Origin of the sequence: Dactylosporangium sp. CA-233914, assembly GCF_050942935.1 — a bacterium.
In the GTDB taxonomy this organism is placed as follows: Bacteria; Actinomycetota; Actinomycetes; order Mycobacteriales; family Micromonosporaceae; genus Dactylosporangium.
The window spans coordinates 5,620,628-5,635,216 of the sequence record NZ_CP192030.1 but is presented as its reverse complement, the minus strand read 5'-3'; the positions used below and the strand labels follow the sequence as shown (position 1 = coordinate 5,635,216).

Below are 14,589 nucleotides of genomic sequence, written 5' to 3'. Positions count from 1 at the left end.
CCCACATCCTTCGAAGCTTCAGCACTCCGAATGATCACGGGTGGCCGTACCCATGTCCTTACGACACACCGAAACCGGCCCAAAAGATCAAAGACCTCTGAACCGGCCGGTTAAAACTAAAGCTTAGCGTTTTAGGCTTCGGCAGCGATCAAGGAGGGGCACGACACCCGGGTGCTGTCCCACGGGCGGGCGGCGACCGCGCTCGGTGAGGAGACCGGGATACTCGCTACCTGGCTGGCCGCCCGCCGTCCGTCCGCGGTGCGGCGGCTCGTGGTGCTGGCGCCGCTGTACGCGCCCCACCCCGCGCAGCTTGTCGTCGCTTGACCGATCCACTCGACGCATGACGCCACGGCGTCGGCACCGGGGTTGTGCGGCGGTCATCGGACGCGGAACCCGCTGAGGCCCTCCACCGGCTCGTCGCGCGCCTCGACGCCGGTGACGACCGCGCTGCGGGGGCCCTGACCGACCCAGGCGACCAGGGCGGTGACCGGCTCCTCGACGCCCTCGAACACGGCCTCGACGCGCCCGTCGGGCAGGTTGCGCACCCACCCGGCGACCCCGTGCGCCTCGGCGACGCGCCGGCAGGTGTCGCGGAAGAACACGCCCTGCACCCGGCCCGAGACCAGCACCCGCTTTCGGATCATGCCCCGACCGTACCGCCCGCGCGCCCGGACCCGCCGACGCTACCGCAGGGCGTTCAGGTCGACGGCCGCCATCCGGTCCGGGTCGGCCAGCACGTCGATGGCGACGATCCGCCCGCCGGTCACCGTGAACGCCATGACGAACAGCGGCCGCCGCGGCGAGGAGGCCACCACGACGCCGGCGGCGCCGTTGACCAGGGCCGGGTACACGAACGGCGACAGGCGCGAGGACGCCAGGGCCTGCGTGGCCACCTGCTGCGGGCCGTGCAGGGTGAAGGTGAGCCGCGGGCGGGACGGGCCGCCGTCGCTGCGAAGGATCACGTCCGGGTCGAGCACCTCGACGAGGGCGGCGAAGTCGCCGTCGCGCGAGGCGGCGAAGAACGCCTCGACGACGGCCCGCTGGCGGCTCACGTCCGGGTCCGGCGCGGTCGGGCGGCCCTGGACGCGGCGCCGCGCGCGGCTGGCGAGCTGGCGGGCGGCGGCCGGGGTGCGATCGAGCATGGGGCCGATGTCCTCGAACGGCACGGCGAACATGTCGTGCAGCACGAACGCGAGCCGCTCGGCCGGGCTCAGCGTCTCCAGCACGACGAGCAGCGCCAGCCCGACCGAGTCGGCGAGCAGCGCCTCGTGCTCGGGTTCCACGCCCTGTGCCGGGCTGACGATCGGGTCGGGGACGTGCACCTCGAGCGGGTCCTCGCGCCGCAGGTTGCGCGCGCGCAGCTGGTTGAGGCACACCCGGGCCACGACGGTGGTCAGCCAGGCCGCGGGGTTCTCCACCGGCTCGCCGCCGGCCCGGCTGACCCGCAGCCACGCGTCCTGCATGGCATCATCGGCCTCCGCGGCCGAGCCGAGCATCCGGAACGCCACGGCCCGCAGCCGCGCCCGGTGCTGCTCGAACTGCCCGCTGAGAAACTCGTCCACCCGGCACACCCCTTCTCCGACGAGCAATCCTCCTCCGGCCGACCCGCCGAAGAACACGAACGTGACGGATTCAGTACGCCATGAGCTCCCCGATCTCGACCAGTTCCCCGCCCTGGGGCGCCGCGACCTCGAACCCGCTGCCGTAGGAGAGCCCCCGCCGCACCGCCCCGCCGCCACGGGTCCCCAGCTGCCGGGCGGCCTCGGCCAGCACGATCCCGCTGAGGAACCGATACCGCCCGACGGTCCCCGGCACGTCGACGCGCACCCGCTCGGCCCCGCGCGGCGCCTCCCACCCGTCGTCGGCGATCACGAGCAGCGTCCCGGCCCCGGTGAGGTCGGCCCGGTGGACCGGCGGCCCGTCGGCGCCGGGCGAGCAGACGACGATCCGGGAGTACACCGGATCGGGCCCATCCACCGGCACCACCCGCAGCGGGTTGCGATGGCTGCGCGCCGCGGCCCGCCCCTCCGCCCGCACGGACCGTGGCGTGCCGAACCACACCTTCTCCCGATCCTGCACGGCCACGCTCCCCCACCCGAACGCGGCCGCCGAGCGCAGCGAGCTGCCGGCCTCGACATGGTCCCGCGGCGCGGCGAGCAGCACCCCGGGCCGCCCGGCCCCGCGCCCGCTTCGCCGCCCGCGCGCCCCGAGCAGGTAGTACATCGCCACGGCCGCCGCGGTCGCCACGTTGAGCGTGTTGACCCCGCGCCCCGGCATCGGAATACACACCGTGTGCGCGGCGGCCCGCAGCAGATCGGGCCGGATACCGCGCCGCTCGTTGCCGACCACAATGGACGCTCCACTGTGGACCTTCCGGATCTGGTACACGGACTCGGCCCCGGGCGCGTTCTCGACCGCGACGATCGGCCGGAGGTCCGATATGTCGGGCGCTCCGCGCCGCGACATATCGGAAATTTCGTAAATGCCGGAGTCCTGGCCCGCGCGAGCGCCGCGGAGCAGGCACGCCACGCCGAACATCGCCGCCGCGTCGGCCAGCGCCTCGACGTTGACCGGATTCTCGATCCCGTCCCCGACCAGCCGGTTCACCGCGACTCCCACGCGCGGCGGGCCCGGCGCGCATACGCGTCCGCGCGGCGTTCGTGGTCGGCGGTACGCATGGCCCGCGTACGGTGCCGACGCGCCGCATGCTGCACCACGTGATGCCCCACCTCGTGCATCAGCCCGTCGAACAGCATGAAGTCGCGCAGGGTCGCCCCCGGCCAGTCGACCCGCGTGGCCAGGGCGCCCCGGGACACGGCGGCCCCGGCCCGCTCCAGCCGGAGGACGGCGGCATCGGCGAGCCGGCCGCCGAGCACCCACGGCGGTTCCGGCTGCTCATACAGCAGTACGACCCCGGGAACCCGGAGGGCGGCGACGAGCGGGCGATCGGCGCCCCGCTGCCGCAGCTCGACCCGGCGCAGCCCGTAGGTCGCGGCCGGCCCGAAGAACGTCAGGACCCGAACGATGTCGGCGGGCGCGGCCGGGTGCACGAACCCGGGCCGCGCCGGCCGGGCCCGCACCGGCACCGGGGCGAGGGCCCGGCGAGCAGCGCGCAGCGGGTACGGATCGGTGTGCCGGCTACGACTCAAGAGGCGATCACGCACCGTTGATAACAGCCGGGCCACGCACGCGGCGAGCGGATTTCCGCGCCTTGCGTGGCGGGGCCGCAGTCGTACGACTGAAAATGATCGTGTCCAGCCCACCGCGGTGCACCGGCTCCTGCGCGGCGGCCGGTAGGCCGGGCAGTGACCCGGATCACGTCACATCGCTGCCGGCCCACGGGTCTACAGGGTGAGAAACCCGATGTGAACGGAGAAGGGCCATGACCACACCGATCCTGCTGACCGGCGGCACCGGGACGCTCGGCCGCCTGCTGCTGCCCCACCTGCGCGCGGCGGGCCGCCCGATCCGGATCCTGACCCGGCAGCGGCCCAATGGCGCGCCCGGCGACGTCGAGTACGTCGCCGGCGACCTGGCCACCGGTGCGGGCGTCGCCGCCTCGGTCGAGGGCGCCGCGACGATCGTGCACTGCGCGGGCTCGGCCAAGGGCGACGAGGTCAAGGCGGCCAACCTGCTGCGGGAGGCGGCCCGGGCCGGGGCGAAGCACGTGGTGTACATCTCGGTGGTCGGCGCCGACCGCGTGCCCGTGACGAGCGCGATGGATCGCATGGCGTTCGGCTACTTCGCGGCGAAGCGCGCCGCCGAGGTGCTCGTCGCCGAGTCCGGCATCCCGTGGACCACGCTGCGGGCCAGCCAGTTCCACGAGCTCACCCTGGCCACGATCCGCCGGCTGGCGAAGCTGCCCGTCGTCCCCGTCCCGGCGGGTGCCTGCTTCCAGCCGGTCGACGGCGCCGAGGTCGCCGCCCGGTTCGCGGAGCTGGCGCTCGGCGAGCCGGCCGGGCTCGTGCCGGATGTGGCCGGCCCGCGCGCGTACGGCTTCGACGAGCTCGTCCGCTCCTACCTGCGCGCGGCCGGCAAGCGCCGCCCGATCCTGCCGATGCCGATGGGCGGCGGCGCCTACCGCGCGATCCGGGCCGGGGCCAACCTCGCCCCGGACCGCGCAGTCGGCCGCCGCACCTGGGAGGACTTCCTGGCTGAGAACATCTAGCCGCAGGCCCGCTCACCAGGCGGTGCTGGTCGAGCTGACGCGCACCGGCCGTGTGCAGCCGGCCGGCGGTGCCTGGCGTCGGCCAGCGTCACGAACGGGAGGAAGTTCGGCGCGTCCCGGATCTTCCGGCCGGCTCAGGACTCGAGGACCGCGCGCATCTCCTCGATGGCGCGCTCGACCCGCGCGCGGATGGCCGGCTCGCGGTCGTGGGGCAGCACGTCCGTCACCCACACCAGGCGTGCGTGGCCCCCGTCGTGGGCGATGACCTGGAACGCGGCGTGGTGGTGGGCCAGCGCGAGGCGGCCGGGGCCCTGCACGGAGTACGCCATGCGCATGTGTTCGTGGTCCACCGCCACGATCAGCTCGCGGACCTCGCTCCCGTCGGACATGGTGAGCACGCGCTCGTCGCCCTCCAGACGGGCGGCGGCGACGCGGCCCGGCAGCAGGCGGCGATGCACGTTGCCGACGTCGGCGACCGCGTCCCACACCGCCTCCGGCGCCGCCGCGACGATCGTCTCCACTCGGACCGAAACCACGCCGGCGAGTTTACCAGCGGGCAGCGGGCGGCCGGTGGTGCCGAGATTGTCGGCGCGCTGGCGTGGCTGGGACGCCCGGGGCGCCGACGCGGCCGGGCTGATCGGACGGCTGCGGGCCGCCGGGGCGCCCCCACCGGGCGGGATCGCCGGCCCGGTGAGCTCCGCGAAGAATGCCCCAGCCGAACGGCTGCCTCGAGCCGATTCGCCGGGCCGGCGATGTGCGGGATCCGGTCATGCGCCGCCTACGGCCAGCCGACGTGCCGGGCCGGCGCGGGCACGGCCAGGACCCGGCCGGTTCGTTCGCCGCCGAACGGATTCTGCGGGTTCCACTTCGCCGCCATGATGAACAGGGTGCGGCCGTCGGCGCCGCCGAGCATGAGCGCGAACGGCGCGCGGTCCAGCTCGACGCGGTCGAGGATCTTCCCGCCCTCGGCGACGCGGACGGCCTCGTTGCCGCCGCTGGAGGTCCACACGGCGCCGTCGGCGTCGAGGCAGATGCCGTCCGGGCCGAGGCCCTCGGCGAACGTGCGGCGGCCGGACAGGGTGCCGTCGCCGGCGATGTCGAACGCGGTGAGCCGGCCGGTGAAGGACTCGGAGACGATCAGCGTGCGGTTGTCGGGGGTGATCGCCATGCCGTTGGGGAACGCCAGGTCGTCGTCGAGAACCAGGACCGTGCCGTCGGGGCGGATCAGGGCGATGAAGCCCGGGCGGTAGCCGGGGCGCTCGGTGAGCGGGCGCGGGTCGGCGGGGTCGACGGTGCGGATGAACTCGAGGAAGGGGAAGCCGACGCCGTTGACGTACGCGTTGCCACGCCCGTCGACGACCAGCTCGTTGAGGTCGCCGGGCAGCGAGGCGAGGTCCCCGTGCGGGGCGAGGGTGCCGCCGGGCTCGCGCCGCAGCAACCGCCGGCCCGGTCCGGGATTCTTCGGTACCACGAGCAGCCGCCCGTCGCGCAACCAGCCGATGGTGTGCGGGTCGACGCCCGGGCCGACCGGCATGACCTCGTGGCCGCCGCCGTCCGGGTCGACGGCGATGACTTCGCCGGCGCCCCAGTGGCAGAACCAGAGCCGCCCGTCGTGCCAGCGGGGCGACTCGACCAGGATCAGATCGTCAAGCAATGTCTTCATATCAGTTGTACGAACGGACGCTCCCCCGTTTCGACACCGCTACAGGCCCAGCTCCTCGCCGGCCGGGGACCGCACCAGCACCGCGGTGATGGCGTGACCCATCCGTGCTATCTGCCGGATCTGGCCCGGTTGAGCCAGCGCAGGACCTCGTTGGCGTGCGTGGACGGGGCCGGGATCGGGTGGAAGACGTGTTCGATGCGGCCCTCGGTGACGATCAGCGTGATCCGCTCGTACAGCGTCATGCCGGCCTTGGTGAACGTGGGCAGGCCCGGGGTCGCGGCCAGCGTCAGCCGGGGGTCGGGGATCAGTGGGTACGGCAGGCGGAGGCGGTGGGCGAGCTCTCGCTGGTAGCTCGCCGACTGGGCCGACAGGCCGTAGACGCGGGCGGCTCCGGCGTTGCGCAGCTCGCCGTGGTGGTCGCGGAACCAACGCGCCTGCTCGGTGCCGCCGCGCGCGCCCGGGATCTCCAGCAGGCCGTCGGGCAGATCGACGCCGGGGCGGCCGGTCAGGGGGTACACGAAGAGAATGGTTCTTCCCTGTCCGAAGTTTCGGAAATTTACCGACTCGCCGTTCGTGGCGAAGACCTCCTGGTCCGGGAGGTGTTCTCCGACCAGGCGGTCCGGAGGGGCCTTCGGGGAAATGTCCGGATTTTTCGTGACGTTGACCAGGGCGAGCCGCGCCTACAGGGCGTCCCGCTGGGCCGCGAGCTGGCCGATGCGCGACTGGAGACCGTTGATCGCGCTGCGGTACGTGGCCAGCGCCGCCGCGCACACGTCCTCCTCGTCGGCGCCCGCCGCCAGGCTCTCGACGAACGGCCGCGTCTGCTCGACGCTCAGGCCGAGGGCGGTCAGCTCGCGGATCTGCACGACGAGCCGCTCGGCGATCGGGTCGTACTCCCGGTAGCCGTTGGCGAGGCGGCGCGGGACGACCAGCCCCACCGACTCGTAGTATCGCAGCGCGCGTATGGTGCTCCCCGAGCGCCGCGCGAGTTCCCCGGCCCGCATTCCAGTGACTCTAAACCCGGACCTCAGGGTCCGGGTCAAGGTGAGCGTCATCGCGTCGCCGCGGCCGGGCCGAGCTGCCAGGATCGGCCGCATGACAGCCATCGGAGCCATCGCCGCGCGCCAGATCCTCGACAGCCGCGGCAACCCGACCGTCGAGGTCGACGTACGCCTGCGGGACGGCTCGCTCGGGCGAGCCGCCGTGCCGTCGGGCGCCTCGACCGGCGCGGCCGAGGCGGTCGAGCTGCGCGACGGCGACCCGGCGCGCTTCCACGGCAAGGGCGTCGCCACGGCGGTCGCCAACGCGACCGGGGCGCTGGCGGAGGCGGTCCGCGGCCTCGACGCCGGCGATCAGGCCACGGTCGACGCGGCGCTGATCGCGGCCGACGGGACCGCCGACAAGTCCCGGCTGGGCGCGAATGCCGTCCTCGGCGTCTCCCTGGCCACCGCGAAGGCCGCCGCGGCGTCGCACGGCCTGCCGCTGTACCGTTTCCTGGGCGGCGAGACCGCGACCCGCCTACCCCTGCCGATGATCAACATCGTGAACGGCGGCGCCCACGCCGACAACCCGCTGGACTTCCAGGAGTTCATGATCGCCCCGATCGGCGCCCCGACGTTCTTCGAGGCGGTGCGCATGGGCTCGGAGATCTTCCACACCCTGCGCCGGTCCCTGGCCGCGGCCGGCCACAGCACCAACGTCGGCGACGAGGGCGGCTTCGCCCCGGCGTTCACCACCGCCGACGAGGCCCTGGGCTTCGTGACGGAGGCGATCGCGGCCAGCGGCTACACGCCCGGCACGGACGTGGCCGTCTGCCTCGACCCGGCGGCGTCGGAGTTCTTCGCCGGCGGCAAGTACGACTACACCGGCGAGGGCGTCACCCGCTCCGTCGCCGAGCAGGTCGACCACCTGTCGGGGCTGCTGCGGCGGTACCCGATCATCTCCGTCGAGGACCCCATGGCCCAGGACGACCTGGACGGCTGGCGCCTGCTCACGACCCGCGAGGGCGGCACGACCCAGCTGGTCGGCGACGACGTGTTCTGCACCGACGCGACCCGCCTCCGCGCGGGCATCGAGGCCGGCTACGCCAACGCGATCCTGGTCAAGGTCAACCAGGTCGGCACCCTGACCGAAACCTTGTCCACAGTGGACACCGCCCGCCGGGCCGGCTACCGCGTGGTGATGTCGCACCGCTCCGGCGAGACCGAGGACACGACGATCGCGGACCTGGCGGTGGCAACGGGCTGCGGCCAGATCAAGACCGGCTCGGTGTCCCGCTCGGACCGCACCGCCAAGTACAACCGATTGATCCGCATCGAGGAGGAGCTGGGCGAGCGCGCCGAGTACGAGGGCTGGTAGCGCCATCGCGACAAAATATTGATCCCTCACGACGTCTCGCAACGTACTGCCCGGTGGAGTGCGCCAGCATGCGGAAGGAGACGCCGATGAGCCGACGAGGTGTGGTGCTGTGGGGGACGGCAGTGGTCGCAGCCGGCGCGGCGATCGCCTTGACCGTGCCGGCGATGGCGGACACGCGGCCACCGCCAGGCGGTGCCGGCCAGGTCGGCGGCACCGGTTCCGACAGCGCACCCGAGATGCTCGCCGGCCTGCAGCGTGACCTGCACATCGACGCCAACCAGGCGGGCGCGCGCCTGGCGAAGGAGGCGTGGGCGCGCAGCGCCGAGAGCCACCTCCGGGAGCACCTCGGCGCCGGGTTCGCCGGTGCGTGGCTGACGGCCGACGCCGGGCAGCTCATGGTCGGGGTGACCAGCGACAAAGCGGCCGATGCCGTACGCGCCGCCGGGGCCACTCCCAAGCGCGTCGAGCGCCCCGAGTCCACGCTGAACCTGGTGAAGGACCGGCTGGACCAGGCCGCGGCGAACACCGGTCGGTCGGTGTCCGGCTGGTACGTCGACGTGGCCGACAACCGGGTCGTGATCGTGGCGAAGCGGAGCGGCCAGGCCGCGGCCAACGCGCTCGCCGCCAGGGCCGGCGCGCCGGCCGGCGCGGTCCGGGTCGTGGTCGCCGAGGAGTCGCCGGTGCCGTTGTTCGACGTCCGCGGCGCCGACCCGTTCTTCATCGACAACCGGGCCCGCTGTTCGATCGGCTTCTCCGTGCAGGGCGGATTCGTGACCGCCGGCCACTGCGGGCAGGCCGGCAGCGCCACGACCGGCTTCAACCGGGCCGCGCAGGGCACGTTCAAGGCTTCGTCGTTCCCGGGCAACGACTTCGGCGTCGTCACCGTCAACGGCAACTGGACGCCACGAGCCGAGGTCAACGACTTCAACGGCGGCAACGTGCCGGTGGCCGGTTCGCAGGAGGCACCGGTCGGCGCGTCGGTGTGCCGCAGTGGCTCGACGACCGGTACGCGCTGCGGGGTCATCCAGGCCAAGAACGCGACCGTGAACTACCCCGAGGGCACGGTGACCGGGCTGACCCGGACGAACGTCTGCGCCGAGGCCGGCGACTCCGGCGGCTCGTGGCTCTCCGGCGACCAGGCCCAGGGTGTGACCTCCGGCGGCTCGGGCGACTGCACCCGCGGTGGCACCACGTTCTTCCAGCCGCTGACCGAGATCCTGCAGGTGAACAGGCTGACGCTGATCACGACGGCCGGTCAGGGCCCGAGCCCGAACCCCACCCCGACGCCGTCCGGCTCGGACCGGCCGAACGGGTGCGCCGGTATGACGGCCACCGGCAACGGCTCGCTCGCCGGGACCGGCCGGCAACAGACCCGGCCGAGCAGTGGATTCTTCCGCGCGAAAGCCGGCCGCCAGACCGGCTGCCTCAGCGGCCCGCCCGACGCGAACTTCGACCTGTTCCTCGACCAGTGGAACGGCCAGCGGTGGCGAACCGTGGCCAGGTCGACCGGCCCGCAGTCCCAGGAGCGGCTGACCTTCAACGGCGGTGCCGGCTTCTACCGCTATCGCGTGGTTTCGGTCACCGGCTCCGGCCCGTACACGATCGGAGCCAACGTGCCCTGACCACCGCCCGAGCCGAAACCCATGCCCCGGGTGGTCACAGGGCTCCAACGGCCCACGCATGCGACGATCGCCCGGGTCGGCGACAGCGACCTGAAGGTGTTCCGCACGCGGTTGGAACCGTCGGAGGGCCTGAGAGTCGACTGTGCGGACGCTCCGATCTGGATCGTGGACTCGATGCCGGCTACACCTCGCTGAGGCGCTGACGCAGCGCCGCGGCTCGGGGGTCGTCGAAGTCGGCAAGCAGGCCGAGGGCCTGTTCCCGGTGTGTTCGCGCCTCCTGTGCGGAGCCTGCGTGGTCCAGAGCGTTCGCGAGGTGGTACAGCGTCTGGGCCAGGTTCCACCGGTCGTCCAGGTCGCGGTGGCTGCTGGCGGCGGTGCGGTAGAAGTCCGCGGCTTCTTCGACTCGGCCCATTGCTTCGTATGCCTGGCCGGCGCCGTCGAGCGCGAAGGCTTCCCGGCTGCGGTCGCCGAGCTGCCGCTGGATGGAGGCGGCGCGCTGATAGGAGACGAGCGCTTCGGCGGGTTGCCCGGCGGCACGCTGTACGTTGCCCAGTTCGACCAACCAGTGTGCCTGCCACACCTGGTTTTCCTCGTCCTCCGCGATGCGGAGCGCTTCGTCGATGAAGCTGCGTGCCCTGGCGGTATCGCCGCGTTCGCGCTGCGCCCAGCTCAGCTGAAACAGCGCGTTCCCTTCACTGGCCCGGTCGCCGAGTTCGCGGAACACGGTCAGCGCCTCGCCCAGGATGTCGATCGCTGCCTGCGGTCGTTGTACTTCGCAGAGGGTCTCGGCGAGGTTGCTGCGCATGAGCGCCTCCCAGCGGCCTTCGCCGAGGTCGCGGAACATCACGCCAGCCTGTTCAAAGTACGACCGGGCATCACCGAGCCGGCGGCGGCGCAGACTGATCAGGCCCAGCGTGTTGAGGGAAACGGCCCCCCGAATCGGTTTCCGAGACGTTGGCGGATGGCCAGCGCCGCACGGTGGTTCGCCTCCGCCTCGTCGAGTCGACGGGACTGGAAGTACGCCCGGCCAAGGCTTTCCAGGGCTTCGGCCTGGCCGCTCTGGTCGCTGTCCTGAGCGGCGGAGTCGACGCCGATGCGGCTGGTGGTAAGCCAGTCCTCGAAGGTGTTCTGGTGCATGTAGATGCCGCGCAGGACGGCGGCGAGCCGCCACGCGGTTCCGTGCAGGTTCGCCTCGGCGGCGGCCCGGGTCGCTCCGACAAGATTGGCGCTTTCGATCTGGTACCACCGCAGCGCGGCCTCATACTCATCGAACCCGAGCGGAACCACATCGGCCGGGACCGGATCCGTCAGCTCGTACCGGTCGAACGGGGCGATCCGGGTCTGGGCGGCGTCGGCGGTGTGCAGATACCACGCGAGGACTCGCCGCGACGCCTCGGCGCGGGCTTCGGGGGATTCGAGGTGGCGGACCTGATCCACGGCGTATGCGCGCAGCAGGTCGTGGAATTCGTATCGCTCCGGCGCCGGCTGCTCGAGCAGGTGCGCACCGACCAGGACGTCGAGCTGCTGTCGCGCGTGCACGGCGCTGATCCCGGCGAGTGCGGCGGCCGCATGCCGGCCGAACTCGTTGCCAGGATGCAAACCCAGGAGCCGGAACAGCCGGGCCGCCAGTTCTGGCAGTGCCCGGTAGGACCAGGCGAACACGGTCCGTACTGCGTCGGCGTCGTCGTCCCCCTCCGCGGCGAGGGCATCCCATAGGGCCGATTCATCCCGCAGATCGGCGATCAGCTCGTCGAGCCGCATCATCGGTCGGCTCGCGGCGCGCTCGGCAGCGATACGCAACGCGAGTGGCAGGCGAGCGCAGAGTCTGGCCAGCTCAACCAGTTCGTGACGTTGGTCGCGCCTTCGGTACCGGGCGGTCACGGTCCCCAGTACATCAACGGCATCGTCCTCCGGCAGGATGTCCAGGCCAATCCGGAATGCACCATCGCGCGCCACCAGCCCCGACAGCCGGCTCCGGCTCGTCACCACCACCAGCGAGCTGCCGGTGCCGGGCAGCAGTGGCCGGACCTGCCCGGTGGTCGCGGCGTTGTCCAGGACCACCAGCATCCTGCGGGCAGCCAGCAGCGACCGGTACAGCGACGCCCGGCCCTCGACATGGACGGGAATCGCCGTAGCGGGAACGCCCAAGTCGCGGAGGAACCCGTCAAGGACCTGTTCCGGGAGGACGGGCTGCCCGGGATCGTAGCCGCGGAGATTCACGTACAACTGGCCATCGGGAAAGTGAGCACGGGCGCTGTGCGCCCAATGGAGCGCCAGCGAGGTTTTGCCCACCCCGGCCGTACCCGTGACAACGGTGACGGCGGCAACGAACGGGGCGTCGCGGCTTTCTGCCACCACCCTGGTCAGGGCGGCCAGTTCGGCATGCCGGTTGACGAACCCCCACACGTCACCGGGAAGCTGCGACGGCGTCACCGCGAACCCGGGTCGGACGAATGGAAGTGGATCCCGCCGTGGATGTCCCGGGCCTGGACCACATCGCCTGAGCCGGACGCCTCCAGCCGGTTGACGAGAGGTGTCGTGCCGTCCCGGTGGCCGGGCTCGTCGATCGACATCAGCGTATTCCGGTCAGGCTTCGCGGCGGCTACGGCTGACGGGGCGGCGGAAGCGTCGCCACATGGTCGGCGAAGAACGGCTCCAGGGGCTGAGCGATCTCGTACAGGTCCTCGATGAACCGTTGGCAGCGCACGATGAGGTCGCGGTCGACGAACCGCCGCGCAGACTCCAGCACCCCATCTTGGTCGTAGATGGCCTGGTACATCACCGTGGAGCCGAGGGTGCAGATCTCCGGGAGCGGGCCGTCCGGCTCAAACGCGGCGACCTGGTCCGGGCCTACGATCCGCACGCTGCCGCCACATTGATCCCGGACTCGCAGCGCGTGCAGTTCCCATTGCAGGTACGGAATGATCGGCTCTTCCACGATCCGAACCCGGCGCGCGACAAAACCGTGCTCCTCGACTCGACGGTGATAGTCCGCCATGTCGGCACGGCCGGCCTCAAGGATGCGTAGTGACTCCTCCCACTCGCCTTTCGCGAACGCCTCCCAGCTGTCATATCCGGGCTCTTTGAAGAACTGCTGCCGCTCCAGCTTCCAGAAGCCCAGCTTGCTGATCGCCCAGAAGTTCCGCTCGAAATCGGCGTAGTACGCGTCCAGCTCCATCCGTTCACCGGTGGCGCCGTCGAGCAGGTCACGCATCGGGGATGTCCGCCTTCGCCGCGAGAATGGTCTTCCGCGGGATGACCACCAGCCGTTCACCAGGGCCGACGCTCACGCCGTCGGGGAGCCTGCCATCATACGACGCGGTCAGGTCCGCCCCGATGACCGCGACGTCACCGTTGTCGAGTTCCCAGATATCTGGGCAGCTCGAATTGCCGGACGTTTGCCCAAGTTCATGGGATGACTTTCCCATGCGCCGGAGAAAAGACGCCGAGAAATCTGGTTCCCACTTCCCATTCACGACACTTCTCCCCCGGAAAGCCGCGATCGAAATTTACCCCGAGCGATACTATCATGACTAATAGGCAATACGCAAACACTATTTCATGGGTGAACGCCTATCCCTGCCGATGGCCTCAACACCTGGACGGACTGGCTCCGGCGGATGTCCAGAACATGGGAAGCGGCCGCGGCTGGCAACGATGCCGACGTCGTACTCATCGACGATTGCCGACTGCTCCCGCCACGCGGACAGTAGCAACCCGCAGGATGGCGAACGCCGACCGGTTGTCACATTCCACAGTGATCTGATTTCGGCATGTGCGCGCAGCTGATCGATGAGCTCGTACGACAACAGCTACTGGCAGGACCGCAACGTCATGCGGCTGATGCCGGCGATCGTGGCCAACGAGATCCCGCCCTGGACCGAGGCGGGCTGGTCCGACCTGTTCCCCGGCGGCAACCTCGGTGCCTACGTGGCCGCCCAGAACGCCTACTTCCACCGGCCGCTCAACGCGCCGGTGCGGCCCGGCGACCGGGTCACCGGCCGTTACCAGGCCATCGTCGGCCCGTGGGAGCACCAGGAGAACGTTGACGGCCCCACGCTGCGGGCGATCCGGTTGGCGTGGTTCGACACCTGGCTCAAGGGCGCCCGGACCGGCATGGCCGACACGCGCACGCCCCTGCACCTGTTCGAGAACGGCGCGAACCGCTGGGTCGACCTGGCGGCGTGGCCGCCGTCGCCGAAGACCGGGACCTTCCACCTCGGCGGCGACCACGCGCTGAGCCCACGACGCCCCGCCGGCACCGACACCGACACGCTGAGCTGGGCGCCGGCCAGTCCGACCACCACCCTGACCTACACCGGCGCCCCGCTGGCCCATGCCGCCGTGCTCGACGGACCGAGCGACGTCACCGTCTACGCCAGGTCCAGCAGCACCGACGTCCAGCTGACCGCCACCCTCAACGCGATCGCGCCCGACGGCACGCTCACCAGGTACGCCGAGGGCGTACTGATCGGCAGCCAGCGCCGGCTCGACCCGCGGACCAGCTGGTACGGGGCGGATCACGCGCTGCTGCAGCCGAGCCATCCATTCACCGAGGCCAGCAGGCAACCCGTCACACCCGGCGTCACCACCCGATACGACATCGCGCTGCTGGCCAACTTCGCCCTGCTCCCGGCGGGCACCATCGGACTGTCCGCCAACACACCGTCGTTCATCAACGTGCCGCTGGCCGATCCGGGCATCTTCCGCGCCAGCCGCACGGACTGGGGACCGTCCTCATGAGCGGGAAACCAGCCCACCGCGGTCGAGTGACTGAC

At 71.7% G+C, this 14,589-nt stretch carries 18 protein-coding genes; 5 read left to right on the top strand and 13 right to left on the bottom strand.

Annotation, left to right across the window (positions count from 1 at the left end; genetic code table 11):
• The first annotated feature begins 171 nt into the window (after positions 1–171).
• A complete protein-coding gene (locus ACQPY0_RS24910; RefSeq protein WP_432993217.1) occupies positions 172–324 on the top strand; it encodes a hypothetical protein in 153 nt (50 codons plus the stop codon).
• 53 nt (positions 325–377) lie between these two features.
• On the opposite strand, the gene ACQPY0_RS24905 is transcribed toward ACQPY0_RS24910, so the two are convergent.
• The 4 genes from ACQPY0_RS24905 to ACQPY0_RS24890 all read right to left on the bottom strand — a co-directional run bounded on the left by ACQPY0_RS24905 (position 378) and on the right by ACQPY0_RS24890 (position 3,149).
• Complete coding sequence (locus tag ACQPY0_RS24905; RefSeq protein WP_432993214.1) at positions 378–644, bottom strand: acylphosphatase; 267 nt, start codon at positions 642–644, stop codon at positions 378–380.
• A gap of 39 nt (positions 645–683) precedes the next feature.
• Positions 684–1,496 (bottom strand): sigma factor, encoded by an 813-nt coding sequence (locus ACQPY0_RS24900; RefSeq protein ID WP_432995382.1) that lies wholly within the window; start codon positions 1,494–1,496, stop codon positions 684–686.
• A 136-nt stretch (positions 1,497–1,632) separates the two neighbouring features.
• Complete coding sequence (locus ACQPY0_RS24895; RefSeq protein WP_432993211.1) at positions 1,633–2,607, bottom strand: TrmH family RNA methyltransferase; 975 nt, start codon at positions 2,605–2,607, stop codon at positions 1,633–1,635.
• Positions 2,604–3,149, bottom strand: coding sequence for a hypothetical protein (locus ACQPY0_RS24890; protein ID WP_432993208.1), 546 nt, complete (start codon positions 3,147–3,149; stop codon positions 2,604–2,606). Before ACQPY0_RS24890 ends, ACQPY0_RS24895 begins: the two co-directional genes overlap by 4 nt.
• 233 nt (positions 3,150–3,382) lie before the next feature.
• On the opposite strand from ACQPY0_RS24890, the gene ACQPY0_RS24885 reads away from it, so the two are divergent.
• Complete coding sequence (locus tag ACQPY0_RS24885) at positions 3,383–4,168, top strand: SDR family oxidoreductase (RefSeq protein WP_432993205.1); 786 nt, start codon at positions 3,383–3,385, stop codon at positions 4,166–4,168.
• 134 nt (positions 4,169–4,302) lie between these two features.
• On the opposite strand, the gene ACQPY0_RS24880 is transcribed toward ACQPY0_RS24885, so the two are convergent.
• The 4 genes from ACQPY0_RS24880 to ACQPY0_RS24865 all read right to left on the bottom strand — a co-directional run bounded on the left by ACQPY0_RS24880 (position 4,303) and on the right by ACQPY0_RS24865 (position 6,835).
• A complete protein-coding gene (locus tag ACQPY0_RS24880) occupies positions 4,303–4,704 on the bottom strand; it encodes an SRPBCC family protein (protein WP_432993202.1) in 402 nt (133 codons plus the stop codon).
• A 242-nt stretch (positions 4,705–4,946) separates the two neighbouring features.
• Positions 4,947–5,831: an SMP-30/gluconolactonase/LRE family protein gene (locus ACQPY0_RS24875; RefSeq protein WP_432993199.1), complete on the bottom strand. Its 885-nt coding sequence runs from the start codon at positions 5,829–5,831 to the stop codon at positions 4,947–4,949.
• Between the two features lie 107 nt (positions 5,832–5,938).
• A complete protein-coding gene (locus ACQPY0_RS24870; RefSeq protein ID WP_432993196.1) occupies positions 5,939–6,349 on the bottom strand; it encodes a hypothetical protein in 411 nt (136 codons plus the stop codon).
• Between the two features lie 162 nt (positions 6,350–6,511).
• The gene (locus tag ACQPY0_RS24865; protein WP_432993193.1) at positions 6,512–6,835 is read right to left on the bottom strand and encodes a MerR family transcriptional regulator; all 324 of its coding nucleotides are present in this window, start codon (positions 6,833–6,835) and stop codon (positions 6,512–6,514) included.
• A gap of 91 nt (positions 6,836–6,926) precedes the next feature.
• Between ACQPY0_RS24865 and eno the strand changes: the two genes are divergently transcribed.
• A complete protein-coding gene (gene eno / locus ACQPY0_RS24860; RefSeq protein ID WP_432993190.1) occupies positions 6,927–8,189 on the top strand; it encodes a phosphopyruvate hydratase in 1,263 nt (420 codons plus the stop codon).
• Between the two features lie 86 nt (positions 8,190–8,275).
• A complete protein-coding gene (locus tag ACQPY0_RS24855) occupies positions 8,276–9,811 on the top strand; it encodes a S1 family peptidase (protein WP_432993187.1) in 1,536 nt (511 codons plus the stop codon).
• Between the two features lie 181 nt (positions 9,812–9,992).
• Here the strand turns inward: ACQPY0_RS24855 and ACQPY0_RS24850 are convergent, their stop codons facing one another.
• From ACQPY0_RS24850 to ACQPY0_RS24830, 5 genes are read right to left on the bottom strand one after another with little or no spacing between them, the layout of a single operon-like run.
• Positions 9,993–10,655, bottom strand: coding sequence for a tetratricopeptide repeat protein (locus ACQPY0_RS24850; RefSeq protein WP_432993184.1), 663 nt, complete (start codon positions 10,653–10,655; stop codon positions 9,993–9,995).
• A 59-nt stretch (positions 10,656–10,714) separates the two neighbouring features.
• Entirely contained in the window at positions 10,715–12,244 is a 1,530-nt protein-coding gene (locus ACQPY0_RS24845; protein WP_432993181.1) for an NB-ARC domain-containing protein, read from the bottom strand.
• Positions 12,241–12,384, bottom strand: a complete 144-nt coding sequence (locus ACQPY0_RS24840) for a hypothetical protein (protein ID WP_432993178.1) — start codon at positions 12,382–12,384, stop codon at positions 12,241–12,243. Before ACQPY0_RS24840 ends, ACQPY0_RS24845 begins: the two co-directional genes overlap by 4 nt.
• A gap of 29 nt (positions 12,385–12,413) precedes the next feature.
• A complete protein-coding gene (locus tag ACQPY0_RS24835) occupies positions 12,414–13,025 on the bottom strand; it encodes a DUF6879 family protein (RefSeq protein WP_432993175.1) in 612 nt (203 codons plus the stop codon).
• On the bottom strand, positions 13,018–13,239 hold the full coding sequence (locus tag ACQPY0_RS24830; RefSeq protein ID WP_432993172.1) for a hypothetical protein: 222 nt from the start codon (positions 13,237–13,239) through the stop codon (positions 13,018–13,020). Before ACQPY0_RS24830 ends, ACQPY0_RS24835 begins: the two co-directional genes overlap by 8 nt.
• Positions 13,240–13,603: 364 nt before the next feature.
• On the opposite strand from ACQPY0_RS24830, the gene ACQPY0_RS24825 reads away from it, so the two are divergent.
• Positions 13,604–14,554 carry a CocE/NonD family hydrolase C-terminal non-catalytic domain-containing protein gene (locus tag ACQPY0_RS24825; RefSeq protein ID WP_432993169.1) on the top strand — a complete coding sequence of 317 codons (951 nt, stop codon included), beginning with the start codon at positions 13,604–13,606 and terminating at the stop codon, positions 14,552–14,554.
• Positions 14,555–14,589 lie beyond the last annotated feature (35 nt).

Bases quoted from the DNA above. Each gene is read 5' to 3' on its own strand.
- ACQPY0_RS24905 (WP_432993214.1), bottom strand. From the start codon at position 644: ATGATCCGAAAGCGGGTGCTGGTCTCGGGCCGGGTGCAGGGCGTGTTC.
- ACQPY0_RS24900 (WP_432995382.1), bottom strand. From the start codon at position 1,496: ATGCTCGGCTCGGCCGCGGAGGCCGATGATGCCATGCAGGACGCGTGG.
- ACQPY0_RS24885 (WP_432993205.1), top strand. From the start codon at position 3,383: ATGACCACACCGATCCTGCTGACCGGCGGCACCGGGACGCTCGGCCGC.
- ACQPY0_RS24875 (WP_432993199.1), bottom strand. From the start codon at position 5,831: ATGAAGACATTGCTTGACGATCTGATCCTGGTCGAGTCGCCCCGCTGG.
- ACQPY0_RS24865 (WP_432993193.1), bottom strand. From the start codon at position 6,835: ATGCGGGCCGGGGAACTCGCGCGGCGCTCGGGGAGCACCATACGCGCG.
- eno (WP_432993190.1), top strand. From the start codon at position 6,927: ATGACAGCCATCGGAGCCATCGCCGCGCGCCAGATCCTCGACAGCCGC.
- ACQPY0_RS24855 (WP_432993187.1), top strand. From the start codon at position 8,276: ATGAGCCGACGAGGTGTGGTGCTGTGGGGGACGGCAGTGGTCGCAGCC.
- ACQPY0_RS24850 (WP_432993184.1), bottom strand. From the start codon at position 10,655: ATGTTCCGCGACCTCGGCGAAGGCCGCTGGGAGGCGCTCATGCGCAGC.
- ACQPY0_RS24840 (WP_432993178.1), bottom strand. From the start codon at position 12,384: ATGTCGATCGACGAGCCCGGCCACCGGGACGGCACGACACCTCTCGTC.
- ACQPY0_RS24835 (WP_432993175.1), bottom strand. From the start codon at position 13,025: ATGCGTGACCTGCTCGACGGCGCCACCGGTGAACGGATGGAGCTGGAC.
- ACQPY0_RS24830 (WP_432993172.1), bottom strand. From the start codon at position 13,239: ATGGGAAAGTCATCCCATGAACTTGGGCAAACGTCCGGCAATTCGAGC.
- ACQPY0_RS24825 (WP_432993169.1), top strand. From the start codon at position 13,604: ATGAGCTCGTACGACAACAGCTACTGGCAGGACCGCAACGTCATGCGG.